Annotated in this window: 20 protein-coding genes; 13 read left to right on the top strand and 7 right to left on the bottom strand. The window is 73.1% G+C overall.

The window, feature by feature from the left end:
- The first annotated feature begins 442 nt into the window (after window positions 1–442).
- Window positions 443–1297, top strand: coding sequence for an FG-GAP repeat domain-containing protein (locus ABT369_RS19315; RefSeq protein ID WP_350613618.1), 855 nt, complete (start codon window positions 443–445; stop codon window positions 1295–1297).
- A gap of 490 nt (window positions 1298–1787) precedes the next feature.
- Here ABT369_RS19315 and ABT369_RS19310 read toward each other — a convergent pair whose 3' ends face one another.
- Complete coding sequence (locus ABT369_RS19310) at window positions 1788–3512, bottom strand: VanW family protein (RefSeq protein ID WP_350613616.1); 1725 nt, start codon at window positions 3510–3512, stop codon at window positions 1788–1790.
- Window positions 3513–3683: 171 nt separating this feature from the next.
- Between ABT369_RS19310 and ABT369_RS19305 the strand changes: the two genes are divergently transcribed.
- Window positions 3684–4511 (top strand): ATP-grasp domain-containing protein, encoded by an 828-nt coding sequence (locus tag ABT369_RS19305; RefSeq protein ID WP_350613615.1) that lies wholly within the window; start codon window positions 3684–3686, stop codon window positions 4509–4511.
- Window positions 4511–5056, top strand: coding sequence for a phosphoribosyltransferase family protein (locus ABT369_RS19300; RefSeq protein WP_350613613.1), 546 nt, complete (start codon window positions 4511–4513; stop codon window positions 5054–5056). Before ABT369_RS19305 ends, ABT369_RS19300 begins: the two co-directional genes overlap by 1 nt.
- 233 nt (window positions 5057–5289) lie before the next feature.
- On the opposite strand, the gene ABT369_RS19295 is transcribed toward ABT369_RS19300, so the two are convergent.
- Together ABT369_RS19295 and ABT369_RS19290 are read right to left on the bottom strand one after the other, a co-directional pair.
- On the bottom strand, window positions 5290–6336 hold the full coding sequence (locus ABT369_RS19295) for a hypothetical protein (RefSeq protein ID WP_350613612.1): 1047 nt from the start codon (window positions 6334–6336) through the stop codon (window positions 5290–5292).
- 371 nt (window positions 6337–6707) lie between these two features.
- A complete protein-coding gene (locus ABT369_RS19290; RefSeq protein WP_350613610.1) occupies window positions 6708–7940 on the bottom strand; it encodes an MFS transporter in 1233 nt (410 codons plus the stop codon).
- Between the two features lie 69 nt (window positions 7941–8009).
- On the opposite strand from ABT369_RS19290, the gene ABT369_RS19285 reads away from it, so the two are divergent.
- The 9 genes from ABT369_RS19285 (at window position 8010) to ABT369_RS19245 (ending at window position 18983) form a co-directional block, all read left to right on the top strand.
- A complete protein-coding gene (locus tag ABT369_RS19285; RefSeq protein WP_350613608.1) occupies window positions 8010–8762 on the top strand; it encodes a DsbA family protein in 753 nt (250 codons plus the stop codon).
- A gap of 2 nt (window positions 8763–8764) precedes the next feature.
- A complete protein-coding gene (locus ABT369_RS19280) occupies window positions 8765–9577 on the top strand; it encodes a cytochrome c biogenesis CcdA family protein (protein ID WP_350613606.1) in 813 nt (270 codons plus the stop codon).
- Window positions 9578–9612: 35 nt separating this feature from the next.
- Entirely contained in the window at window positions 9613–10272 is a 660-nt protein-coding gene (locus ABT369_RS19275; protein WP_350613605.1) for a GntR family transcriptional regulator, read from the top strand.
- Between the two features lie 229 nt (window positions 10273–10501).
- Entirely contained in the window at window positions 10502–12421 is a 1920-nt protein-coding gene (locus ABT369_RS19270; RefSeq protein ID WP_350613603.1) for a cellulase family glycosylhydrolase, read from the top strand.
- 7 nt (window positions 12422–12428) lie between these two features.
- Complete coding sequence (locus tag ABT369_RS19265; protein ID WP_350613601.1) at window positions 12429–13709, top strand: ABC transporter substrate-binding protein; 1281 nt, start codon at window positions 12429–12431, stop codon at window positions 13707–13709.
- On the top strand, window positions 13706–14569 hold the full coding sequence (locus tag ABT369_RS19260) for a carbohydrate ABC transporter permease (RefSeq protein WP_350613599.1): 864 nt from the start codon (window positions 13706–13708) through the stop codon (window positions 14567–14569). The genes ABT369_RS19265 and ABT369_RS19260 overlap by 4 nt, the downstream gene beginning before the upstream one ends.
- Window positions 14566–15375 (top strand): carbohydrate ABC transporter permease, encoded by an 810-nt coding sequence (locus tag ABT369_RS19255; RefSeq protein WP_350613598.1) that lies wholly within the window; start codon window positions 14566–14568, stop codon window positions 15373–15375. The genes ABT369_RS19260 and ABT369_RS19255 overlap by 4 nt, the downstream gene beginning before the upstream one ends.
- A 30-nt stretch (window positions 15376–15405) precedes the next feature.
- Complete coding sequence (locus ABT369_RS19250) at window positions 15406–16473, top strand: LacI family DNA-binding transcriptional regulator (RefSeq protein WP_350613597.1); 1068 nt, start codon at window positions 15406–15408, stop codon at window positions 16471–16473.
- A gap of 80 nt (window positions 16474–16553) precedes the next feature.
- A complete protein-coding gene (locus ABT369_RS19245) occupies window positions 16554–18983 on the top strand; it encodes a glycoside hydrolase family 2 protein (RefSeq protein ID WP_502891787.1) in 2430 nt (809 codons plus the stop codon).
- A gap of 97 nt (window positions 18984–19080) precedes the next feature.
- On the opposite strand, the gene ABT369_RS19240 is transcribed toward ABT369_RS19245, so the two are convergent.
- Window positions 19081–21345: a terpene synthase family protein gene (locus tag ABT369_RS19240; RefSeq protein ID WP_350613595.1), complete on the bottom strand. Its 2265-nt coding sequence runs from the start codon at window positions 21343–21345 to the stop codon at window positions 19081–19083.
- Between the two features lie 13 nt (window positions 21346–21358).
- Window positions 21359–22129 carry a bestrophin-like domain gene (locus ABT369_RS19235; RefSeq protein WP_350613594.1) on the bottom strand — a complete coding sequence of 257 codons (771 nt, stop codon included), beginning with the start codon at window positions 22127–22129 and terminating at the stop codon, window positions 21359–21361.
- Window positions 22130–22192: 63 nt separating this feature from the next.
- Between ABT369_RS19235 and ABT369_RS19230 the strand changes: the two genes are divergently transcribed.
- Window positions 22193–23305: a hypothetical protein gene (locus tag ABT369_RS19230; RefSeq protein WP_350613592.1), complete on the top strand. Its 1113-nt coding sequence runs from the start codon at window positions 22193–22195 to the stop codon at window positions 23303–23305.
- Between the two features lie 7 nt (window positions 23306–23312).
- Here the strand turns inward: ABT369_RS19230 and ispH are convergent, their stop codons facing one another.
- Window positions 23313–24248 (bottom strand): 4-hydroxy-3-methylbut-2-enyl diphosphate reductase, encoded by a 936-nt coding sequence (gene ispH, locus ABT369_RS19225; RefSeq protein ID WP_350613590.1) that lies wholly within the window; start codon window positions 24246–24248, stop codon window positions 23313–23315.
- Window positions 24245–24535 (bottom strand): polyprenyl synthetase family protein, encoded by a 291-nt coding sequence (locus tag ABT369_RS19220; RefSeq protein ID WP_350613589.1) that lies wholly within the window; start codon window positions 24533–24535, stop codon window positions 24245–24247. Before ABT369_RS19220 ends, ispH begins: the two co-directional genes overlap by 4 nt.
- Window positions 24536–24615 lie beyond the last annotated feature (80 nt).

Genomic DNA, 24615 nt, shown 5'->3' with positions numbered 1-24615 from the left:
ACCCGTCTCCTCCCGGCCCCTCCGCGCCTCCGCGCGTTCGGGGGCGCGGCCCTCCAACGACCCCGCTCGCCCTTGAACCCGTCTCCTCCCGGCCCCTCCGCGCCTCCGCGCGTTCGGGGGCGCGGCCCTCCAACGACCCCGCTCGCCCTTGAACCCGTCTCCTCCCGGCCCTTCCGCGACCCCGCCCGCCCCGGGACCCCCTCCCCCGACCCCGCCCCCCTTGCGGGCGACGACCCCGCTCGCCCGCGGGGCGCGGCCCTTCCACGCCGCGGGCGCGGATCGGAACGGCCGGTCGGAGCAATTTGTTACGCAGCGCCCCGTGCTGCACACATGCTGTTGAGGCGGACGGGCGTTCGGTGCCCGTCCACCGCGGGTCACGCGAGGTGACCCGCACCGGAACGCGGGCATCGGCGCCCGCGGTGACACGGGGGAGCTGGACGGCATGCGGAACAGCAGACTCGGCCTGGCGGCGGCGGTCGCGATGGGACTGGCACTCGCCCCGGCCATCGGCGGCCCGGCGTCGGCCTCGGGCGCGTACACGTTCGCGGGCGTGACGGACTGGGACGGCGACGGCAACGAGGACATCCTCGCGCGCGACCCGGGCGGCGACCTCTGGCTGTTCCCGGGCTCGTCGGCGCGCGGCGTGACGAGCGTGCCGCCGGTGACGATCGGCACCGGCTGGAACGGCCTCACCTTCGCCGGCCTGGCCGACTGGGACAACGACGGCCACGAGGACATCGTCGCCCGCAACGTGGCCGGCGACCTGGTGCTCTTCCCTGGCAGCTCGACCCGCGGCGTGTCGAGCGAGCCGCCGGTGACGATCGGGACGGGCTGGGGCGGGTACACCTTCGCGGGCATCGCCGACTGGGACAAGGACGGCGCCCAGGACGTCGTCGCCCGCGGCCTGGACGGCACCCTGTGGATGTTCCCGGGCCAGGCGACCCGCGGCGTGAGCTCGGCGGCCCCGGTCGAGATCGGCACCGGCTGGAACGGCTACGACTTCGCCGGGATCATCGACTGGGACCACGACGGCAACCAGGACATTCTCGTACGCGGCACGACCGGCGACCTGAGCCTCTTCCCCGGCCAGTCCGTGCGCGGCGTCTCGGCCGAGCCGCCGGTGCAGATCGGCACCGGGTGGAACGGCTACGACTTCGCGGGCCTGGCCGACTGGGACAAGGACGGCAACCCGGACGTCGTGGCGCGCAAGACGAACAACGACCTGTGGCTGTTCCCGGGCGAGTCGATGCGCGCGGTGAGCGGCCAGAGCCCGGTGCAGATCGGCACCGGCTGGTAGTCGGCACCGGCTGGTAGTTCGCACGACCGACGAGTCCGGCGGGATTCTTCCGCCGGACTCGTCGCATCTCGCCACGCAGCGACCGCCCGAACGACCGCGCCCGCCGCCGCGCGAATGCCGCTTCGCAACCGGGCGCGGCGACGAACGGGACGCCGTTGTGCGAACGCGCACCCCCGCTGCGCGAACGCACACACCCCCGCCGCACGAGCACTCGCGCACAAACGCGCACCACTACCGCGCAAACACGCAACCGGCCGCCGCACAACGAGGGCCGCGCCGACGCGCACAACAACGCGCGGACCCTGCTGCAGAAACGCACACCAGCACCGCACGAACGTGCACACTGCCGCCGAGCTGCTGCACAAACGCGCACCACGGGCCGCACGGACATGTGCCGGATGCGCCGGCCAAACCCCGATCGCCACATGCACCACGCGCGGGCCGAAATGGTCAAGGCACCGTCGGCGCGCATCGCCGCGCGGGGCGGGGGTCAGGCCGGGGCGTTCGGGGACGACGACGGCGCCGGCGCCGGGCCGCAGATGAAGTGCGGCTCGGCGTCGTAGCGCCACGTGAAGCGCTCCCGGCGTAGCTCCTTCCCATCGCGGCTGAAGACCCGGTACGCCTCCTGCGTGAAGCCCGGCGAGCCCGAGGTCGGGTTGCAGTCGGCCTCCTGCAGGTACACGGTCTTGGGCGCCACCGGCTTCGTGCGGGGACCGTAGACGGTGGTGATGTCGTAGCGCTTGGTCCCGTACAACGTCACGGTGATCGAGTCGTCGCTCGTCGCGGTGTCGATGAGGATGCCGCTCGGGCCGTCGTTGCGCACCCGCAGGTCCAGGGACGGGAAGACGACGGTCGCCTCGATCACGGCCGGGTACCGGTCGAAGTAGTAGCTGTGCGGGTGGTGCTCGACGTCCTCGAGGCCGGCCAGGTACGCGGCGTTGAAGAGGGTGGTCGCGACCTGCGAGACCCCGCCGCCCGAGCTGTTCTTGATTTTGCCGTCCTCGATGCCGGGGGCGTCGACGTAGCCCTTGGCGTGCGTACGCTCGCCGACCCGCTGGTTCAGGCTGAACGTCTCCCCCGGCCTGATGAGCATCCCGCGCAGCGCCTCGGCCATCGTGCGGATGTTCACCACGCGCGGCTGGCCCGGCTCGAAGTGCGTCGTGAACGTTCCCACCGGCGCGGAGACGCCCAGCGTCGCAAGAACGGCGGCAGTCGTACCGGCATGCGAGGGCACCAGCGGCACCTCCACCCGTCGCGGCGTGGCCGTCGAGCGCAGCGCGTCCAGCAGGCGGGGCGCGGCGAGATCGACCTGGCTGCCGTCCGACTCCGCGCGGATGGCCGGGCGGCCGCCGGAGACCTCGAAGCGGGCGTCGGTCGCGGGGATCTCGACGCGCGCGAAGGCCGCCGCGGCCGCCTTGCGCAGCGCGGCGGTGTCGATCGCGGGCACGATCACGCCGTCCGGGCCGGACTCGAGGCGCAGGGCGGACGCGATGCCGGCCGCCGGTACGGTCACCTCGCCCCGCGGCGTGGCCAGCACCAGCGGCGCGGCGACGGCCGGGGTGGCGAGGTCGCGCACGAGCCGGTCCACGTCGGCGCGGGTGTCGTGCGGCACCAGGTCCACCACCGGGAACTCCAGCACCGAGCGGCGCAGCCAGCCGGACTCGGCCAGCCGGGCGGCGCCGAGGCGGTCGAGGCCGCGGCCCTGCTCGGGGTACACCGGAATCGGGCGCAGACCGTCGAAGCGCACGGCGGGCATGACCGGCGCGTCGCCCTGCGGGCCGAGGTGGTCCATGAGCGCGGCGAACAGGCGGCCGGCGTCGACGCGCACGACCGGGTCGACGTCCACCCCGCCGAAGGGCACGGGCGTGGCGGCCGCGGCACGGTCGACGGTCGCGGGCACGTCGAGGGTCAGGCCGACCGCGGCCGGGTCCACCACGGCGGGCTCGGTGCCGACCTTGACCGCGACCGGCAGGCGCAGCCGGCCCGCGACCCCGGCCTCGAGCGCCTGGCGGGCCTCGGCGCGGGAGCGGCCGCCGAGGTCGACGCCGAGCACGCGGACGCCCCGGTCGACGTCGTGGGCGTACGTCCGCAGCGTCACCAGGCCGGGCACGACGACGAGAAGCGTGACGGCGATCACCAGCCGGCGGCGCCGCACGGTACGCCGGCGACGGGCCAGCGGCGGGACCACGGGGCGCGTCCGGAGCTCGGTAGCCATACCGACAACCGTGCCCGATTTGTACCGTTCCTACTAAAACTCGACCTCTATGTCCCCGAAAGTGTCATAACAGAGGCCCTGGGGGAGTATGTCCGCGCCCAAGCCGGCCGACCTGTGCCGTCTGTGGCCTCCGCCAACGACACTGACGAGGCTCGCTGGCAGGATATGGGGGTGCGGCAGTTCCGGACCCTGGCAATGCGGGTGCGCTCGCCTGAGGCGAGCGCGGCGCTGACGCATGCCGCCGAGCGCATCGGGCTGCCGGTCGCACAGCTGCCGGGCGATCCGGCCGAGGTCAACGGGCTGCACTCCGCCGACGGGGTGGCGTGGCGGGCGGCCGGCGGCTACCTCACGACGCTCATCGCGGGCGGCGCCGACGTGTGCCTGTCCGGCGCGTCCCCGACGTGGTTCGCGGCGCTGCCCAAGGACGTGACCGGGCGCGACATCCGGCTCATCAGCGTCGGCGAGGCGCCGGACTTCGTCGGGCCGCGCCCGGCCGTGGCCAAGCTCGCCGACGAGAAGCACCCGGCGTTCTCCGCGGCCTGGGTCCGCAACGCCGACGACCTGCGCAACCGGCTGCGCACGGCCCGGCTCCCGGCCGACAGCACGCTGATCATCATGGACCACTGGCTCGACCTCGCCTCGGAATACCGCGTGTTCACCCTCGGGCGGCAGCCGGTGGCGTGGTCGCCGTATCTCGTCGAGGGCGAGGAGTGGAGCCCGTCGCTGCGCATGCACCGCGCCTCCTGGCACGACGAGGCGGCCGCGTTCGTCGCGCTCATGCTCGCCGACCTGCCCGCGCAGGACGTCCCGCCGACCGCGGTCATCGACGTCGGGCGCACCGAGTCCGGCGAGTTCGCGGTGCTCGAGGTGAACAACGTGTGGAGCTCGGGGCTGTACAGCTGCGACCCCGACGGCGTCCTGCGCGCCGTGCTCGCGGCCAACGACCCCGACTGCGACCCGCGCTGGCGCTGGCAGCCCGCCCCGGCCCTGGGAGCGTAGTGCGAGGTCCCGACCTCGTCACCCGCCTGCGCGTCGGGTTCCACTGGCGTGGCGGCCCCGACGTGGCCTTCGCGGACATCACGGAGTGGTGGCGCGATCCGGCGGTACTGCGGCAACTGCCCCCGGCCGTAGCGGCCCTCGTGCCCGGGGAGCCCACCGTGGTCCTCGGCCCCGCGTCGCGCGGCACGCTGCTCGGCGCGCTCGTCGCCGCCCACCTCGGCGTCGGCCTGGTCGAGGTGCGCAAGAACGATCGCGTGGCGCTGCACTCCGAGTTCTACACGCACCGCCGCCTGCCCGGCGACTACCACGAGGGCGGCGCGGTGCTGAGCTTCCGCCGCGCCCTGGTCCGCCCGGCCGACCGCGTCCTGTGCGTGGACGACTGGGTCGAGAGCGGCGGGCAGGCCCTGGCCATCCGCTCGATGGTCGACGAGATCGGCGCGACCTGGCTGGGGATGGCCTGCGTGGTCGACGACCTGGCGGAGCGCGCCGAGATCCGCTCACTGCTGGGCGTGCGCTCCCTGCTGACCGCCGACGACCTCTACTAGCTCCTGTCGGCTCCCCACTAACCCCATGGCCATCGTCGCCGCTTGGGCGCCGGGACGCCGTGGCGGGCCAGGCTCCCGCCGGGTCCCCGCTAGCCCCATGGCCATCGTCGCCGCTTGGGCGCCGGGACGCCGTGGCGGGCCAGGCTCCCGCCGGGTCCCCGCTAACCCCATGGCCATCGTCGCCGCTTGGGCGCCGGGACGCCGTGGCGGGCCAGGCTCCCGCCGGGTCCCCGCTAGCCCCATGGCCACCGTCGCCGCTTGGGCGCCGGGACGCCGTGGCGGGCCAGGACCGCACGCGCCTTCGCATGGTCGGACGCGGTGCAGCCCGGGGTCACGAGCATGAGGTGCGCCAGGGACTCCTCGATGGTCACCACCCGGCCGGCCCCGACGGCGGCGTCGAGCCGGGCCCGCACGAGATCCCGCACCTCCCGCCGCCGCGCCGGCTCGCGATAGGCGAGCGCGACGAGCGCGAAGAGGGCGGCGTCGGCGGACCAGTCCTCGACCCCGAACGCGAGGTCGAGCAGCACCTGCCGGCGCACCGAGGACGGCCAGGGCTCGCCGGGGGCGTGGTGCAGCAGCCCGAGGCAGACCCAGGGGCCCAGGAGGCGGTACCAGTACGTCGGCGTCGACCGCGCCAGATGCGCCCACCGGGGCGTGGCCGGCGGGTCGGGCAGGTGCGCGAGCAGCCCCAGCAGCTCCTCGAGCGGCAGCGCCCCGAGCGGCTCGGCCCGCAGGTAGCCGGAGAGCACCGACGGCCACGTCTCCTCGCCGACCTCGTGCAGCACCGCGACCGCCCGTTGCGACGGCGCCGCGACGGCGGGCACCGGATGCACGCCGTCGTACCGCCAGATGGCGAACCGCGCCGGCCGGCGCAACGGCACCCGGATGTCGGGCGCGGGAAACGCGGCCGTGCGCACCGACACGGGCCCGACGACCCGCCGGGCCGCGACGAGCGCCGTGGGCGGCTCGGCCACGGCCTGCACGAACGCGTTGGTCTGCACCGTCTCCCCGCGCACCCGCCGGGCGACGAGCTGGTTCGCGGCGAGACAGACCGTCTCGGACGGCATCGGCACCCAGTTGAGCCACGGCCGCTCCGCCCCGGCCAGCGCGAACACGACCTCGACCATCGCGCACGGGTGCGGGTCGTCGGCGATCGCCACGAGGTCGCCCACGTCCCCGCCGGCCCGGAACCGAATCCCCCGCCGGGCCGCGTCGCGGTGGCGGAACTTCGGGTCCCGCGCAAGCCTCCGCAACTCCCCGTCGGCGTCCTCCGCGATCATGGCGCGCAGGATAGCAACGCCACCCGATCCCCCACCCCCACGGTTCCGGGCGCCTCGAAACCGGCCGTCCTGCGCGCGGCGAACACGGCCGCGCGGCAAACGCTCAGCACACGAACGCGTGCGGCGCACACGTGAGCGGCCGCGATGCGCGACCGGACGGAACGAAGCGCGCGTGGAGTCATTGAGCGGCCGCCACAGCGGCATTCCGGCCGGCGCGAGGATGCCGAGGTCACGCATGTCGTCCAAGCGGCACCCGGTGGCCGCGCCCGCGCCGAGCCTGCCGCTGGAGCCGCAAGCAACCGCCGTCGATGCGCGGACGCCGCACGCCCGCCAGACCGCCGATCGCTCGGCGGTCCGCGTGGTCAGCGTGGTCAGGCGCGGGCGCGCCGGGTGCGCACGACGACGAACGGGATGACGGCGAGCGCGAGCACGCCGCCGGTGATGCCGAGCGTGGCGTAGCTGGTCGCGGTCATGACGAGGCCGCTGGCCATGCCGCCGCCGGCCCCGGCGAGCGCGATGCACAGGTCGACGTTGCCCTGAACCCGGGCGCGCCGCTCGACCGGCGCGGCATCGGTGATCATGGCGGTCCCGGAGACGAGGCCGAGGTTCCAGCCGAATCCGAGCAGGATCAGGGCGAGGGCGAGCAGCGGGACGGAGTCGTCGGGGGCGGTGGCCGAGACGATCCCGGCGGCGAGCAGGGTGACGCCGGACGCGACGGCGACGGGCACCTGACCGACGCGGTCCACGAGGATGCCGGTGACGAGCGACGGCAGGTACATGGCCGCGATGTGCAGGGAGATGACGAGGCCGGTGGCGGCGAGGTCGTGGCCGTGGGCCCGCATGTGGACCGGCGTCATGGTCATGACCGCGACCATGACGAGCTGGGTGAGGATCATGGTGGCGGCGCCGGCGGTCACGCTCGCCGATGCCGGCCGGGTCCGCGTGGACGCGGCGGGGGCGGCGGGCAGGGTGCGGGAGACCAGCAGCGGGTCCGGACGCAGCAGCAGGAACAGGATCGTGCCGGCGAACGCGTAGGCGATGGCGGCCAGGGCGAACGGACCGGCCAGGGCGGGCAGGCCGAAGCGCTCGGCGGCCCGGCCGGTGGCGGCGACGAGGTTCGGGCCGATGACCGCGCCGGCGGTGGTGGTGACGAGCACGGCGCTGACGGCCCGGCCGCGGCGGCCGGGGCCGCTCAGGTCGGCGCCGGCGTAGCGGGCCTGCAGGTTGGTGGCGGTGCCGGCGCCGTAGACGAGCAGCGAGACGAGCAGCAGGGCGACGCTGCCGAGGGCCGCGGCGGCGACGACCCCGGCGCCGCCGAGCGCGCCGGCGGCGTACCCGGCGGCCAGGCCCACCCGGCGGCCGAGGCGCTGCGACAGCCGCCCGACGGTCAGGGCGGCGACGGCGGAGCCGCCGGTGTAGAGGGCGGCCGGCAGGCCGGACAGGGCGCTCGCGCCGAGCATCTGCTCGGCGAGCAGCGCGCCGACGGTGACGCCGGCGGCCAGGCCGGCCCCGCTGAACACCTGCGAGGCCATGACGACGCTCAGGGTCCGCTGGTGCAGCGCCTGCCGGGTCTCGGCATGGTCGACGTGCTCGGTGACGGTCATCGGGGGCAGCCGTTCCTTCGGGCGGGGCGGGGTGGGATACGTCTTGTATACATCATGTATCCTAAGCCCGTGAAGACCTCGAAGCAGATGGCCCGCCGACGGCTGGCGACCCGGCGCCGCAACCGGCGCATCGCGGTCGTGGCCGGCGCGGTCGTGGCGTTCCTCGGCGTCGTGCTGGCCGCCCAGCTCACCGGCGGGCGGGGCGGCCCGGCCGCCGCCCAGCCGTCGCCGTCGGCCTCCGCGAGCGCGGGCGGCGCCCGGGCCGGCGAGTTCGGGTTCGTGCGCCGCCGGCCCGGCGACGCGATGGCGGTCGGCGCGGTGGACGCGCCCGTGGTCCTGGTGCAGTGGACCGACATGCGCTGCCCGTTCTGCGCCGTGTTCAACCGCGAGACGCTGCCGGTGCTGCTGCGCGAGTACGTGGACACCGGGAAGGTCCGCATCGAGATCCACGACGTCGCGTTCTTCGGCGAGCAGTCCGAGAACGGCGCCGTCGCCGCGCGGGCCGCCGCCGAGCAGGGCCGTTTCTTCGAGTACCTCGCGGCGGTGTACCGCGACGCGCCGGAGAAGGGCCACCCCGACCTGCCGCGCGAGCGCCTGGTCGCGTTCGCCGAGCAGGCCGGCGTGCCCGACATCGCGCGGTTCACCACCGACCTGGACGACGCCGGAGTGCGTGCCGCGGCGCAGGCCAGCAACGGCGAGGCCGGACGGCTGGGCGTCACCACCGTGCCGTTCTTCGTCGCCGGCGGCAGCTCGCTGTCCGGCGCGCAGCCGATCTCGGTGTTCCGCCAGTACCTCGACGCGGCGCTCGCCAAGGCCGGCTGAGCATGGACCTCGGCCTGCTCGGCGCGCTGCTCGGGGGCGTGCTGACCCTGCTCAGCCCGTGCTCGGCGATGCTGCTGCCGGCGTTCTTCTCCTACGCGTTCACCGGCCCGGGCCTGCTGCTCGGCCGCACCGGCGTGTTCTACCTGGGGCTGATCACGACCCTCGTGCCGCTGGGCGTGCTGGCCGGGACGGTCGGCGCGTTCGTCAACCAGCACCGCGACGCGTTCGTCACCGGCGCCGCGCTCGTCGTCATCGCGCTCGGGCTGGTCATGCTGGCGAACATCCCGATCCCGGGCCTGTCCCGCGGCGGCTCGGAGGGCACCTCGGCCGCGTCCGTCTACACGCTCGGCACCGTCTACGGCCTCGCCGGGGTCTGCGCCGGTCCGCTGCTCGGCGCGGTGCTGACCGTCGCCGCGGTCGGCGGCAACGCCCTCTACGGCGGCATCGTGCTGCTCGTCTTCGCCGCCGGCATGGCGCTGCCGCTGCTGGTCCTGGCTTTGTTGTGGGGGCGGCTGCCGTTCGTGCGGGGCCTGGTCCGGCCCCGCGGGATCCGCGTCGGACGCTGGCGCAACACCTGGACCGGCGTCGTCAGTGGCGCCCTGACCGTGGCGATCGGGGTCCTGCTGCTGGTCACCGACGGCACCACGTCGCTGGACGGCATCCTCGGCGCCTCCGACCAGGCCGCGCTGGAGAACCGGGTCCGGCAGGCCACCGGCGGCGTGCCCGACCTGCTCGTCGCCGCCGTCGCGGTCGGCGCCGCCGTCGGGATCTGGCTCCTCGTCCGCGCCCGGGCCCGCCGGAGGGATATTTTGTGACGCGTACGTCGTGTCGTCGTGGAGGAGAGAAGGCGTTGGACGGTAGCCCAAGCGCGGCCGAACGGGCCTACCAGGCGATGCGCGACGGCATCCTCAACGGCGTCCACCCGGCCGGCACGATGCTGGGCGAGGAGTCCCTGGCCGCGGAGATCGGGGTCAGCCGCACGCCGGTGCGGGCCGCCCTCAGCCGGCTGCAGGACGAGGGGTGGATCGTCATCTACCCCAAGCGCGGCGCGCTCGTGCAGGGCCTCAGCGAACGGGCCGTGGCCGACCTCGAGGACGCCCGCCTGATGCTGGAGTCGACCGGGGCGAGCCGGGCGAGCCAGGCGAGCCGCGAGGAGCTGGCCGCCCGGCTGCGCGAGTCGATCGCGGCGCAGCGCGAGGCGTTCCAGGCCCGAGACGTGCGGCGGTTCATCGAGCTGACGATCGGCTTCCACCGCGCCTTCGTGGAGGCGGCGGGCAACGACATCCTGCTCGAGCTCAACGACCGGCTCGCCGACCGGCAGCGGTTCCTGCTGTTCAACAAGGGCGACCGGCTGCTGGCCCGGTCCGACGACATCATCGCCGAGCACGAGGACCTCGTCGAACGCCTGCGCACCGGCGACACCGCCGGGTTCACGCAAGCCCTGCGGCAGCACCTGGCCGACAACTACGCCCCACCAGCCCCGTCCGGCGGGCTCCGGCCCGCGAACTGAAGCGGCTAACCCCGGCGACCTCCGGGGGCATCGGCGGCCTTGACTGTCATCTGCGCCGATCCTATTCTCGGCTCAGGTTAACCGCTTAATCACGCGGCCGCGACTTGAAAGTTTCGGGGAGATCCCCCGGCTGATCTGCGGGGCGGCCGCGGGCTCGTTGACGCATGCACGGTGCTGACTACGTTGCACGGCGTGGGCGCCCGCCCTCCCTCGGAAAGGTTGGCCACCGATGTACCTCAGACTCCTCGCGCGAGCGGTGACCGCCGTCGCCGTGATCGCGCTCGTCGGCTCCGGTGGAGCGGCGTCCGCGGCGGAGGCGAACACCGGCTTCGTCACGCGCCAGGGCAGTGACCTGCGCCTGGACGGCAGGACGTTCCGGTTCGCCGGGTCGAACAACTACTACCTGCACTACACCTCGCACGCGATGGTCGACGACGTGCTCGGCGACGCCGCGGGCGCGGGCTTCAACGTCCTGCGCACGTGGGGGTTCATGGAGTCCGGGCAGAACGGGGTGTCGTTCCTGTCGTTCGACGGCACGAAGCCGGTCGCCAACGACGGGCCCGACGGGCTCGGGCGGCTCGACTACGTGCTGAAGGCGGCGCACGACAAGGGGATCCGGCTCATCATCCCGCTCACGAACAACTGGAGCGACTTCGGCGGGATGGACCAGTACACGAAATGGCGCGGCGGCCAGTACCACGACGACTTCTACACCGACCCGGTGATCCGGAGCTGGTACCGGGACTGGGTCGAGCACGTGCTCAACCGCACGAACGCGCTGACCGGGGTCAAGTACAAGGACGACCCGACCGTGATGGCGTGGGAGCTGGCCAACGAGCCCCGCTGCGGCGGCTCCGGGCAGCTGCCGCGCTCGGCCGGCTGCACCGATCGCACGCTGGTGACCTGGGCCGACGAGATGACCCGGTTCATCCACGGCGTCGACCGGCACCACCTGGTCGGGGTGGGCGACGAGGGCTTCCTGTGCACCGACCGCACGAGCTCGGACTGGACGGTCAACTGCGCCGACGGCGTCGACTCGGCCGCGCTCGCCGCGCTGCCCGGCGTCGACCTGGCCTCGTTCCACCTGTACCCGGACGGCTGGGGCAAGGACGCCGCCTGGGGCACGCAGTGGATCCGCACCCACGCGCAGCTCGCCGGCCGGGTGCGCAAGCCGGTGCTGCTGGGCGAGTTCGGCCTCAAGGACAAGGCCACGCGCAACCCCGTCTACCAGGCGTGGACCGATGAGGCGGTGCGCGACGGCATCGACGGGTTCCTCTACTGGATCCTCTCCGGGGTGCAGGACGACGGGACGAACTACCCGGATTACGACGGCTTCACGGTGTACTGCCCCAGCCCCGTCTGCACCACGATCGCCAACGCCGGCGACGAGCTGCGCCACGGCCAGAGGTCCCGCCCGCCCGTCGCCGACGACGACGCCGTGCAGACCCTGCGGGACGAGCCCGTCACGCTGCGGCCGGCCGCGAACGACATCGCCTACCGCACCAAGGTCGTGGCCGGCAGCATCCGTCTCGCGGCGACCACCACCCCCCAAGGAACCTTCAGCGTGCAAGCCGGCGTGGTCACGTTCACCCCGGCGCAAGGGTTCCAGGGCAAGGCGTCGACCACCTACACGATCCGCGACGAGGCCGGCCGCACCTCCAACGCCGCCCGCATCGAGGTCACCGTCCGGCCCCGCCCGGGCGACGCGGTCCTCATCGCGGGCTTCGAGGACGGCACTGACGGCTTCGCGCCCGGCAGCTGGCAGACCAACGCGGGGACCGTGGCACAGACGGCGGACTTCCACACCCAGGGCGCGTCCGGGCTGCGGGTGACGGCGGCCGACGGGGGATGGTTCGGCATCGCCCCGCTGCCGGCGGCGCTGGACGTGTCCGGGAAGGCCTCGCTCAAGTACGACATCCGGACCTCGAGCGCCGGCACCTCGACCAGCATCGCGGTGCAGACGGGCGACGCCTGGACCTGGTGCCAGTCGACGTTCGGCTGGGTGAACCCGGACACCACCACGACGGTCTCGATCGACCTGACCACCGCGATGTCCTGCGACGCGACGGCCCTGGCGGACGTGCGCGTGATCTACGTGTGGATCTCCGGCGGCGGCAGCTACGACATCGACAACCTCCGAGCGGAGTAGTGGAGCCATGAAGAAGGGAATCGGCCTGCTCGTGCTGGGCCTCGCGCTGACCGGCCTGGCCGCCTGCGGCGATGACAAGGCCGGCGGCGACGGGAAGATCGGCGGCGAGATCACGGTGCTGACCCAGCGCACCGACATCGTCAACACCGTGTTCGCCGACTACAAGAAGACGTTCGAGGCGAAGTACCCCGGCACGACCGTCAAGTTCGAGGCCATCACGGACTACGAGGGTGAAGTCCGGGTGCGCATGAACACCAAGAACTACGGCGACGTGCTGCTCATCCCCAACTCCGTCAACGCCGACCAGCTCAAGTCGTTCTTCGAGCCGCTCGGCACGGTCGAGGAGCTGCAGAGCAAGTACCGCTTCGTGCGCAACGAGCAGACCTACGACGGCAAGGTCTACGGGCTGTCGATCACCGGCAACGCCCAGGGGTACGTGCTCAACAAGAAGGTGTGGGCCCAGGCCGGCATCACCGAGCCACCCAAGACGCCCGAGGAGTTCCTGGCCGCGCTCAAGGCCGTCAAGGACAAGACGGGCGCGATCCCGCTCTACACGAACTACAAGGACGGCTGGCCGCTCGGGCAGTGGGAGGGCGCCCGGGGCGCGATCAGCGGCGACCCGGACGCGGCGATCAAGCTCGGCGAGGACGACGCACCCTGGGCCGCCGGCAAGGAGCACTTCGTCATCGACTCGCTGCTCTACGACGCGGTCAAGGCCGGCCTCACCGAGCCCGACCCGACGACCACGAACTGGGAGCAGTCCAAGGGCCTGCTCGGCACCGGCAAGATCGCCACGATGATGCTCGGCTCCTGGTCGATCGTGCAGATGCAGCAGGCCGCGACGAGCAAGGACGACATCGGCTACTGGCCGTTCCCGCACCAGACGAACGGCAAGTTCTACTCGGTGATCGGCGGCGACTACAAGAACGCCATCAACATCAACTCGAAGAACAAGGCGACCGCGCGGGCGTGGATCGACTGGTTCACCGACGAGTCCGGCTACGCCACCGACCAGGGCGGCGTCTCGACGCTCAAGAGCGCCGCGATGCCCGCGACCCTGGCCGACCTGACCGCGGCCAAGACCGAGCTGATCGAGCTGAACCCGGCGCCGAAGGGGCAGGAGGGCCGGGCCGACAAGATCGGGAACTCGGCCGAGATCGCGCTGTACGACGGCAAGTACCGCCAGGCCATCGTCGACGCCGCCCGCGGGGCGAAGAACGAGTCGAAGGACCAGATCTTCGCCGACCTCAACAAGAAGTGGTCCGCGGCGCGGGCCAAGCTCAAATGAGACGACGCATCACCCCGTACGCGTTCCTGTCGGTGCCGCTGCTCCTCCTGGTCGTGTTCACCTACGTCCCCGTGGTGAACATGTTCTGGTACAGCGTCACCGACTGGGACGGGCTCAGCCCCACGAAGGAGTTCGTGGGGCTGGGCAACTACGTGGAGATCTTCACCCGCCCCGAGCTGTTCGGCGTGCTCAAGGTCAGCCTGTACTACGTCGGCGCCTCCGTGGTGCAGATCCTGCTCGCCCTGTACTTCGCGACCGTGCTCAGCTTCAGCACCTGGTTCCGCAACGTCTACAAGGGCTTCATCTTCTTCCCGTACCTCATCAACGGCGTCGCCATCGGCATGATCTTCCTGTTCTTCTTCCAGCCGGGCGGCACCCTGGACTCCGCGCTGGGCTCGGTCGGGCTCGGCAGCCTGAGCCGGCAGTGGCTGGGCGACCCGGACGTGGTGAACTACTCCCTCGCCGGGACGTCGATCTGGCGGTACCTCGGGCTGAACTTCGTGCTGTTCCTGGGCGCCATCCAGTCGGTACCGCCACAGCTGTACGAGGCCGCGGAGCTGGACGGGGCCGGCCGCTGGGCCCAGTTCCGCTGGATCATCCTGCCCGGCATCCGCCCGGTCGTCGGGCTCTCGTTCATCCTGGCGATCTCGGGCTCGCTGTCGGTCTTCGAGATCCCGTTCATCATGACCGGCGGCGCGAACGAGAGCGAGACGTTCGTGATCCAGACGGTCGACATGGCGTTCAAGTACTACAAGTTCGGGCTCGCCTCCGCGATGGCGGTCGTGCTGCTGGTCATCATCCTGATCGTGACCTGGCTGCAGCGCCGGGTCGCGCCCGAGGAGAAGGTGACGCTGTCGTGAGGCTGCTCAAGCACCTGTCGCTGCTGGGGGCCTCGCTGGTGGTACTGCTGCCGCCCCTGGTCCTGGTCTTCGCGTCCTTGAAGACGCACCAGGAGTTCGCCACCAGCGGCCCGTTCGACCCGCCGCACGACTGGTTCAACCTGCACAACTACGCGGTGGCGTTCAACGACGGCCACATGCTGCGCGGGTTCGTCAACACCTCGATCATCCTCGTGGTGTCGCTGGCCGGCACGGTGCTCATCGGGTCGATGGCCGCCTACGCGATCGACCGGTTCGACTTCCGGCTCCGGCCGCTCGTCATCGCGCTGTTCCTGCTCGCGACCCTGGTCCCGGGCGTGACGACCCAGGTGGCGACCTTCAAGGTCATCGATACGCTGCAGCTGTACGACACCCGCTGGTCGGCCGTCGCCCTGTTTCTGGGCACGGACATCATCTCGATCTACATCTTCCAGCAGTTCCTGCGGGGCGTGCCGACCGAGCTCGACGAGGCCGCGGCGCTGGAGGGCGCGGGCCCGTTCACCATCTACCGGCGCATCATCCTGCCGCTGCTCAAGCCCGCGATCGCCACCGTGGTCATCATCAAGGGCATCGCCATCTACAACGAGTTCTACATCCCGTTCCTCTACATGCCCTCGCAGGACCTCGGCGTCATCTCCACCTCGCTGTTCCGGTTCAAGGGGCCGTTCGGCGCGCAGTGGGAGGTCATCTCGGCCGGCGTCATCCTGGTCATCATCCCGACCCTGATCGTCTTCCTCGCCCTGCAGCGGTTCATCTACAACGGCTTCACCGCCGGAGCGACCAAATGACGGGCCCCGCGGCGTGTATGGTGCCGATCAATGACAGCATCCGGTGAGCAGGGGCGGGTCACGATCCGGCAGGTCGCGGAGCATGCCGGCGTGTCGGAGGCGGCCGTGTCCTACGCGCTCAACGGCCGGCCCGGCGTCTCCGAGCAGACCCGGGCCCGGGTGCTGGCCGCGGCCCGCGAGCTCGGCTGGGCGCCGAACATCGCCGCCCGCTCGCTGGGCACGGCCAAGGCCAACGCCGTCGGCATGGTGCTGGTCCGCCCGCCGCGGGTCATGGTCGTCGACTCGTTCCTGACCCAGATGCTCAGCGGCGTCGAGGCGGAGCTCAACCGCAACGACGTGGCCCTCGTGCTGCATCTGGTCGACGACTTCGCCGGGACGATCGACGTGTACCGCCGGTGGTACGCCGGCCGCCACGTCGACGGCGTCATCATGACCGACCTGCGCCACGCCGACCCGCGCCCCGCCGCGCTGCGCGAGATCGGGCTCCCGGCGGCGGTCATCGGGGGCGGCGACCCCGGTGGTGACCCTGCCGTCGACGGGCTCGACCTGACCGGGCTCAGCTCCGTCGACGCCGACACCGCCGGCACCGCCCAGGGCATCGTGAACTACCTGCGGGCGCTGCGGCACCGCACGATCTTCCGCGTCGCCGGCCCCCGCGAGCTGCTGCACACCGTGCAGCGCGACGCCGCCTACACGGCCGCGGTGGCGGCGGCCGGCGACATCGAGTACCGCTGCGTCTACACCAACTACGGCGCCGCCGACGGCATGCGGGCGACCCGCGAGCTGCTGAGCCTCACCGAGCCGCCGACCGCGCTCGTCTTCGACAACGACGTCATGGCCGCCGCCTCGCTCAAGGTCGCGCACGAGATGGGGCTCTCGGTGCCCGGGGACTTCTCCGTGGTCGCCTGGGACGACTCGGACCTGTGCCAGATCACCGTCCCCGAGATCACCGCGGTGGTGCAGGTGCCGGCACTGCAGGCCGAGCTGACCGCGCGCGCCCTGCTGACGGCCATCGGCGGCGGCGGCCCGACGCGGCTGACCCTGCCCCCGGGCACGCTGACCGCGCGGGAGTCCACGCGGCCGCCCCGGCCACGCTAAGCGCTTCAGTTGACACTGCTCAGAACGCCGACCTAGGGTTCAGAGACAACAACTTATCCGGTTCAGTCGGGAGCATGAACATGGCCCTCCTGCGTCCGCTCCACACCGGCTGGACGGTCCGCGCCGCCGCCGAGGCACCGGTCGGGGAGACGCTCCCCGCGACCGTGCCCGGGTGCGTGCACACCGACCTGCTCGCGGCGGGCGCGATCCCCGACCCGCTCCTGGACGACAACGAGGAGCGGCTGCACTGGATCGGCCGCACGCCGTGGATCTACTCGCTGGACTTCGACGCTCCGGAGACGGCCGACCGCCTGGACCTCGTCGCCGACGGCCTCGACACGGTCGCGACCGTCACGCTCAACGGCGTCGAGGTCGGGCGCACCGCGAACCAGCACCGGGGCTACCGCTTCGACGTGACCGGCCTCGTCCAGCCGTCCGGCAATACCCTCGACGTGCGGTTCGACTCGGCCTACGCCTACGCCGAGCACGTCCGCGACACGCTCGGGACCCGGCCGAACGCCTACCCTGAACCGTTTCAGTACATCCGCAAGATGGCGTGCAACTTCGGCTGGGACTGGGGCCCGACGGTCGTCACGGCGGGGATCTGGCAGCCGATCGGGCTGCACGCGTGGTCGGCCGCGCGCCTGGCCCGGGTGCGCCCGGTGGTCACGCCCGGGCGCGTCGAGGTCCTCGTGGACCTGGAGCGGCTCGACGACCGGCCGCTGACGCTGACGGCCTCCTGCGCCGGCGTCGAGTCCACCGTCACCGTGGACGGGTCCACCGCCTCCGTGGTCCTCGACGTGCCCGACGCGCGGCTGTGGTGGCCGCGCGGCCTCGGCGAGCCGCATCGCTATGAGCTGGCCGTGACCCTGCGCGCGGAGACCCTGCGCGCGGACGACGTCCTCGACACGTGGACGCGGCGGATCGGCTTCCGCACCGTCGAGCTCGACACCGCGGCCGACGCCGACGGCTCCCGGTTCGTGCTGCGCGTCAACGGCGAGCCGGTGTTCGTGCGCGGCGTCAACTGGATCCCCGACGACGCGTTCGTGACCCGCGTCGACCGCGCCCGCTACGCCGAGCGCATCGGCCAGGCCGTCGAGGCGGGCGTGAACTACCTGCGGGTGTGGGGCGGGGGGCGGTACGAGAGCGAGGACTTCTATGACCTCGCCGACTCCCTCGGCGTGCTCGTCGGGCAGGACTTCCCCTTCGCCTGCGCCGCCTACCCCGAGGAGGAGCCGCTCGGCTCGGAGGTCGCGGCCGAGGCGCGCGAGCAGGTCGTCCGCCTGATGCCGCACCCGAGCCTGGTCATGTGGGTCGGCAACAACGAGAACATCTGGGGCTACCACGACTGGGGCTGGCCGGACGAGCTCGAGGGGCGCACCTGGGGCGAGGGCTACTACCTGCGCGTCCTGCCGCAGATCGTGCACGGGCTCGACCCCACCCGGCCGTACTGGCCGGGCAGCCCCTACTCCGGCGACCCGCAGCTGCACCCGAACGACCCCGCCCACGGCACCACGCACATCTGGGACGTGTGGAACACGCACGACTACCGCCACTACGCGACCTACCGCCCCCGGTTCGTGGCCGAGTTCGGCTTCCAGGCCCCGCCGGCCTACGCGACCCTGCGCCGCGCGGTCTCGGACGACCCCCTGACCCCGCACTCCCCCGGCGTCGCGCACCACCAGAAGGCGACGGGCGGCAACGAGAAGCTCGCCCGCGGCCTGGACGGCCACTTCCCGGCGCCGGAGGCGTTCGACGACTGGCACTGGGCGACGCAGCTCAACCAGGCCCGCGCGATCGCGTTCGGCATCGAGCACTTCCGCTCGCTGAAGCCCCTGTGCACCGGCACCATCGTGTGGCAGCTCAACGACAACTGGCCGGTCACGTCCTGGTCCGCGGTGGACGGCGACGGCCGGCGCAAGCCCCTCTGGTTCGCCCTCCGCCGGGTGTACTCCGAGCGCTTCTTCACCCTCCAGCCGCGCGACGGCGGCGTGGCGATCGTCGCGGTGAACGACGGCCCGAACCCCTGGCACACCTCGGTGCGGGTGCGCCGGCTCGCTTTCGACGGCACCGAGCACGCGACGCTGACGGTGCCCGTGGCCGTGCCGGGCGGCGGCGCCACGACGGTGCCGCTGCCCCCCGAGCTGACCACGCCGGAGTCCCCGGCCGCGGAGCTGCTGGGGGCCGACGCCGACGGCTCGCGCGCCCTGTGGTGCTTCGCCGAGGACGTGGACCTCGCCTACCCGCGGGCGGCGGTGGACGTGCGCACGGTCCCGGCGCCGGACGGCGTCGACCTGCACATCACCGCCCGGACCCTGGTCCGCGACCTGACCGTGTTCCCGGACCGCGTCGCCCCGACCGCGACGGTCGACGACGCGCTGGTGACCCTGCTCCCGGGCGAGTCCACGGTCCTGCGGGTCCGCGGCATCGCCGCGGCGGCACTGCCCGACGCGTCCGTCTGGTCGACGCCCCCGGTCCTGCGCACCGCGAACGACCTCGTCACCGGCTGACCCGCCCGCCGCCGGGTGCCGACCGGCACCGCTGGGCGTTGGCGCTGACGACGGCGGCGCGGCGCCCTCGGGGGACGCCGCGCCAGGACGAGGTGCGTCAGGCAGACGGGATCGAGCCCATCAGGTGCGGGTGGGCCAGGGGCGAGACGTGGGCCTGGGCCGTCCGCGGTGTCGTGAGCCGGGACGCCGCCGGGCGCGGGAACTGCGGGCCGGTCAGGTTGCCCGTGCGCAGCCAGTGCGCCGCCGGCGCCGGGGTGTGGGCCGCGCCGCTGAGGACCGCCTCGTCGTAGCGGTTCGTGTCGCGGTGCCACTGCAGGACGCCCGCCAGCCAGTGCCGCAGCTCGGTCACGTAGCGGTGCAGCGCCTCGCGCGCGGCGGTGTCCAGGTCGAAGTGGTCGGCCACCAGCGGCAGCTCGGTGCGGGCGATGTGCTCGAACTGGCGCATGCGCTCGTCCATCAGATCGCGCACGATCGTGACGGCCGTGTCGCGCGGGACCGACAGGAAGTGCTCGACCACGAACACGATGTTGTGCACCTCGCCCTCGTACTGCACCTCCTTCTGATAGGAGAAGAGGTCGTTCACGAAGCAGGCGTGGTCCGCCGCGGCGTTGTCCAGGTTCTGCATCGGGCGCGTCGCGAACAGGGCCGCCGGCAGGGTGCGCTCGTGCGCGAGGCGGGACAGGCTCATCGTCAGGTCGGAGCCGAAGGTCCGGCGGCGCATCTCGATGTAGTCCACCGGGTCGGGGATGCGGCGCCGGCGGTGGTTGTCCAGCTCCCACAGCCAGCTCGTGAGCATCGACTCGACGGCCGCGCGGTAGCGGGCGGCGCCGTCGGCGCTCATGGCGCAGACCGTGCGGGGCCACAGGTCGGCCAGGCCGGACTCGACCGGGTTCGCCGGCACCAGCGCGGCGCCGCCCATGATCTGCGACAGGCGGTCCACGAAGACGCGGGCGCCGGCCATGTCCCCCACCGCACTGAACACCTGCGGGAAGTAGTCGTCGGCGTAGGTGCCCCAGCTCAGCCAGCGGGTGCCCATGATGAGCTCGTCGGCGGTGCCGTCCGGGTCGAGCCCGGCGGCGCACACGGCGAGGTCGATCCCCGCGAGGCTCTCACGCGTCCAGACCGACGGTCTCGTGGCGGCCGCGCGCGGTACGACCGAAAAGAACCCGGCCGCGTCGGACCAGTCGAGCACGTCGCGCCGGGCCAGGTCGAGGTACTGGTTCTGGCGCACCTGGAACGGCATGTAGAGCTCCGGGACCGGCAGGTGACCGACCGGCGCGAAGGGGGCCACGCGGCGCGCCCGGGAGCGCCAGCCCAGCCGCGCGGCCGACGTGCCGAGCCCGACCGGGCCGCCGAGCCGGGTCGAGCGCGCGCCCGAGTTCATGTACCGGCTGGAGCGCATGTGCCACTCGTGCCCGCCGGCCTGCCAGTCCTGCAGCCCCTGTGCGTACTTGAGCACCCGCGCCTGCTCGAACGCGTCCAGCCCGTGCTCGGCGAACAGCGGCGCGAGCTCGGTCAGCACCGTGTGCTCGAACTGCTGCAGCCGCGAGGTGAGCAGGTCGTTCGTGGCCTCGGCGGCCTGCTGCGGGCCGTAGCCGAGGAACCGCTCCAGCACGAGCACGCAGTTGGCGAGCTCGCCCTCCTCCTGCGTCTCGCGCTGGTACGAGAACAGGTCGTTGCGCAGATGGACACCGTCGGAGAACGTGTCGCGCAGCACGCGCAGCGGACGCGAGGCGGCCACGCGCGCGGGCACCTCGGCGCCGGTCGCGTGCTCGACCAGGTTCGCCGACCAGGGCGCCCCGCCGACCTTGCGGCGCATCTCGATGTACTCGATCGGGTTCGACACCCGCCCCTCGTTGATGTTCTCCAGCTCCCACAGCGACTCGTCGAGCAGGGCCCGGGTGCTGTCGGCGAAGCGTTGCCGCCAGTCCGCCGACATCGCCGGCACGGTCCGCGCCCACAGCTCGGCCAGCCCCGCCTCGACCGGGTTCGTGGGCGCGGGCATCTCCGGCCCGCCGACGGGCATGAACGAGGCCAGCCGGCCCAGGTACGCACGGGCGCCCGCGAAGTCCTGCGTGCGCTTGTAGCACTCGAGGAAGTGGTCGTCGAAGAAGAACACCCACACGTACCAGTCGGTGACGAGGTCCAGTTCGCCGGCGTCGCACTCGGGATGCGTGTACGCGCACAGCAGCGCGTAGTCGTGTGCGTCGAAGTCCGCGCAGTCCCACACGCCCGAGCCCTCGATCATGCCCATCGCGCGCGCCCACGCCTTGGAGTGCACCCGGGCGTGCTCCAGCGCGGGGTTCAGCCGCGCCGGGTACGGCGTGTAGAACTCGGGCAGCTGAAACGGTTGCACAGTCACGAAAACGTACCCTTCAGGAAGTCGCGCCGTCGTCGACGACGCTGGAGAAGACCTCGACGGTGACGCTCTCGCCGCGCTGGAACGGGTACTCCAGCTCGTAGACGGCGAAGAGCATGAGCGCGGACATGGCCGAGAGCATCGCGACGATCGACAGGTACTCGCCGCTGCCCTTGACCCCGAACATGAGCGCGTTGGCGAGCGTGAGCACGTCGCCGACGACGAGCGCCAGCCACATCACCTTCGGCAGCCCGGCGCCGGCCGCGGCCAGCCGGGCGTCGCGGTTCACGACGAGGTCGCGCAGGGTGGCGCGGGCCTCGGCCTGGCGCGCGACGGCGGCGTCGTCGCCGGCCGGGGCCGCGTCGACCGTGCGCCACAGCTGCGCGACGACGGCGCTGCCGGCCCGGCCGACCGCGTGGCCCTCGGCCATCGCCGGCCACTCCTGCCGCTCGACGATCTGGGCGTACTTCGCCGTCTGCGCCCGCAGCGCCGCGCCCTCGGTGTCCGGGAGCGTTTCGGCGTACCGGTCCAGGTCCACGACCGCCCGAGCCTCCGCGCGGCTGCTCGCCTGGGCGGCGTCCCCGGACTCCCAGACGCTGACGATGACGAACGTCATGAGGATCGCGTACAGCACCCCGATGATCGCGAACGCGATGCCGGCGACGTCGTTGTTCTCCTGCCGGTCGGCGACGGGCACCCACCGCTGCACGGCGAGCCCGAGCACGATCGCGATGCCGGACGCGACGGCCACGACGACGAGCCCGCCGATCAGGATCTGAGCGTTCACCGGCGGCTCCCGTCCGATACAGTGACAACGCGCAAAAGCCGCAAATCGACCACGGGGGCCACCATGCTTCGCTTCGCGGCCGTTCTGGCCCTGGTGCCGGCTCCGTCGCCGGTTGCGGCGCTGCCGCCCGGGCTGGTCTGGGTCGACCAGGCACCGGGCGCGACGGGCGCGACGCTGCACTCGGTCGGCCTCGACGGACGACAGACCAGAACGCCGCTGCGGTACGCCCTCAACGCCATCGCCTGTACGAGCGACGGAACGCTCACGGGCCTCGCGACGGAGCTGGACGGCAAGCGCCTCCACCAGGCCCCGCACCTGGTCCGCGTCACCATCGCCGGGGCCGTCACCGACCTCGGCCCCGCCCCGGGCCGCGCGGACCTCGCGAAGGCGTACGGCGCCGCGATCGACGCCCAGGGCCGGCTCCTGGTGAGCACCGGCGACCGCCTGCGCCCGCTGCGCCTCGGCCCCGGCGCGCCGGCCGCGCTCGCGTCGCACGCGCTGCCGAAGCTGCCGTACGCCGGCGACTGGGCCACCGACCCGCGCACCGGCGAGCTGGTCACCGTCGTGGCGATCGACGACGTGGCCCGGGTGGTGCGGCTGCGCTGGGACGCGGCCACCGGCGTCTCCGCCGTGAACACCGAGCGGGTGCCGGACCTGCCACCCAGCTCCGCGTACGGCGGCGTCGCGGTCCTGGCCGACGGCTCGATCGCCGCCGTGTTCAACCGCAACGCCGGCCCCGGCGCGGGAGCGGGCACCGGCCGCGCCCCCATGACCAGCGCCCTGTTCCGCATCACCGGCACGAAGGCCGAGAAGCTCACCGACCTCGGCCCGCTGACGTCGTCGGACGCGGCGACGTGCCCGGTCCACGCCCCGCCGACGACTCCCCCGGTCGTTGCGCAGGCACTCCCCACGACGCCGCCACCGCCGCCACCGCCCTCCCCTGTGCCGACGCCCACGAGGTCGCACCGGCCCCCGGCGAAGGCGCCGGTGCCGTCCAGCGCGCCGCCGTCGCCGAAAGTGTCGCCGTCCCCGGTCAGGCACCACATCCCGGACCCCGCGACCGTCGCGGTCGCGCAGACGCGGCACAAGGTCGGCACCCGGTACATCCCCGTGATGGGCGGGCTGATGGTCGCCGCCGTGGCCGTCTCCCGGCTGGTGCGCCGGGGCCGGCGGTAGCGGGCGCTCACGGCCGTACCGACGGCGGAAGGGCGAACCGCAGGAACTCCGACGCGGTCCGGCGCTCGTGCACCGCCACCGGCCCGCGCGCCCGCAGCGCGTCGATGACCTCCTCGACGAGCCGGGGCGGCGCCGACGCCCCGGCCGACAGCCCGACCACGCGGGCCCCGGCCAGCCACTCGTCGCGCAGCCCGGCCGCGTCGTCGATGAGGTGGGCCTCGGTGCCGAGGCGCCGGGCGAGCTCGACCAGCCGCTGCGAGTTGGACGAGTTCGGCGATCCGACCACGAGCACCACGTCGGCGTCGCGGGCGATCGCCTGCACCGCCTCCTGCCGGTTCGTGCTCGCGTAGCAGATGTCGTCGGAGCCCGGGCCGCGCAGGTCCGGAAACCGGGCCCGCAACGCGTCGACGACGCCGGCGACCTCGTCGGCGGCGAGGGTGGTCTGGGTCAGGTACGACACCCGCCCCGGGTCCTCGACCTCCAGCGCCGCGACGTCGTCGGCGTCGGCCACGAGCACGGTCCGCTCCGGCGCCTCGCCGAGGGTGCCCTCGACCTCCTCGTGCCCGGCGTGCCCGACGAGCACGACGGTGTCGCCCCGGGCCGCGAACCGGCGGGCCTCGGCGTGCACCTTCGTCACGAGCGGGCAGGTGGCATCGACCACCGCGAGCCCGCGCGCCTCGGCCTCGGCCCGCACGCCGGGCGCGACGCCGTGCGCGGAGAACACGACGGTGGCGCCGTCGGGCACCTCGCCGAGCTCCTCCACGAACACCGCGCCGCGCGCCTCGAGGTCCGCGACCACGTGCGAGTTGTGCACGATCTGCTTGCGGACGTACACCGGATGCGGCCGCTGCTCGAGCACGCGTTCGACGATCTCGACCGCCCGCTCGACGCCGGCGCAGAACGAGCGGGGCGCGGCGAGCAGCACGATGGTCGGCTCGCTCACCGCTCCCGCCGCGTGGCCAGGCGGGCCAGGGCCACGAGCTCGGCCTCGGCCCGCGGCTCCGGCTCGGCCGCCCCGAGGGCCTCCACGGCCCGCCCGAGCAGCTCGTCGGCGTGGGCCTGGGCCCACAGCCGCGCGCCGGCGGCCTCGATGAGCGCGGCCTCGCCGGCCGGGTCGTCGGGCGCGGGCCCGCGATAGGCCGACGCCAGCTCCTCCCCGGCGGCCGTACCGGACGTCAGCGCGGCCACCACCGGCAGAGACTTCTTGCGGCTGCGCAGGTCGGAGTGCACGGGCTTGCCGGTGACCCCGGGATCGCCCCAGATGCCGAGCTTTACGCAATTGCGGGCGGAAAACCGCGACTTTGCAACTG

It is taken from the genome of Dactylosporangium sp. NPDC000244, from assembly GCF_040300725.1.
Classification (GTDB): Bacteria; Actinomycetota; Actinomycetes; order Mycobacteriales; family Micromonosporaceae; genus Dactylosporangium.
Note: the sequence above shows the minus strand (reverse complement) of the source record. Positions and strands in the feature narration are given on the sequence as shown.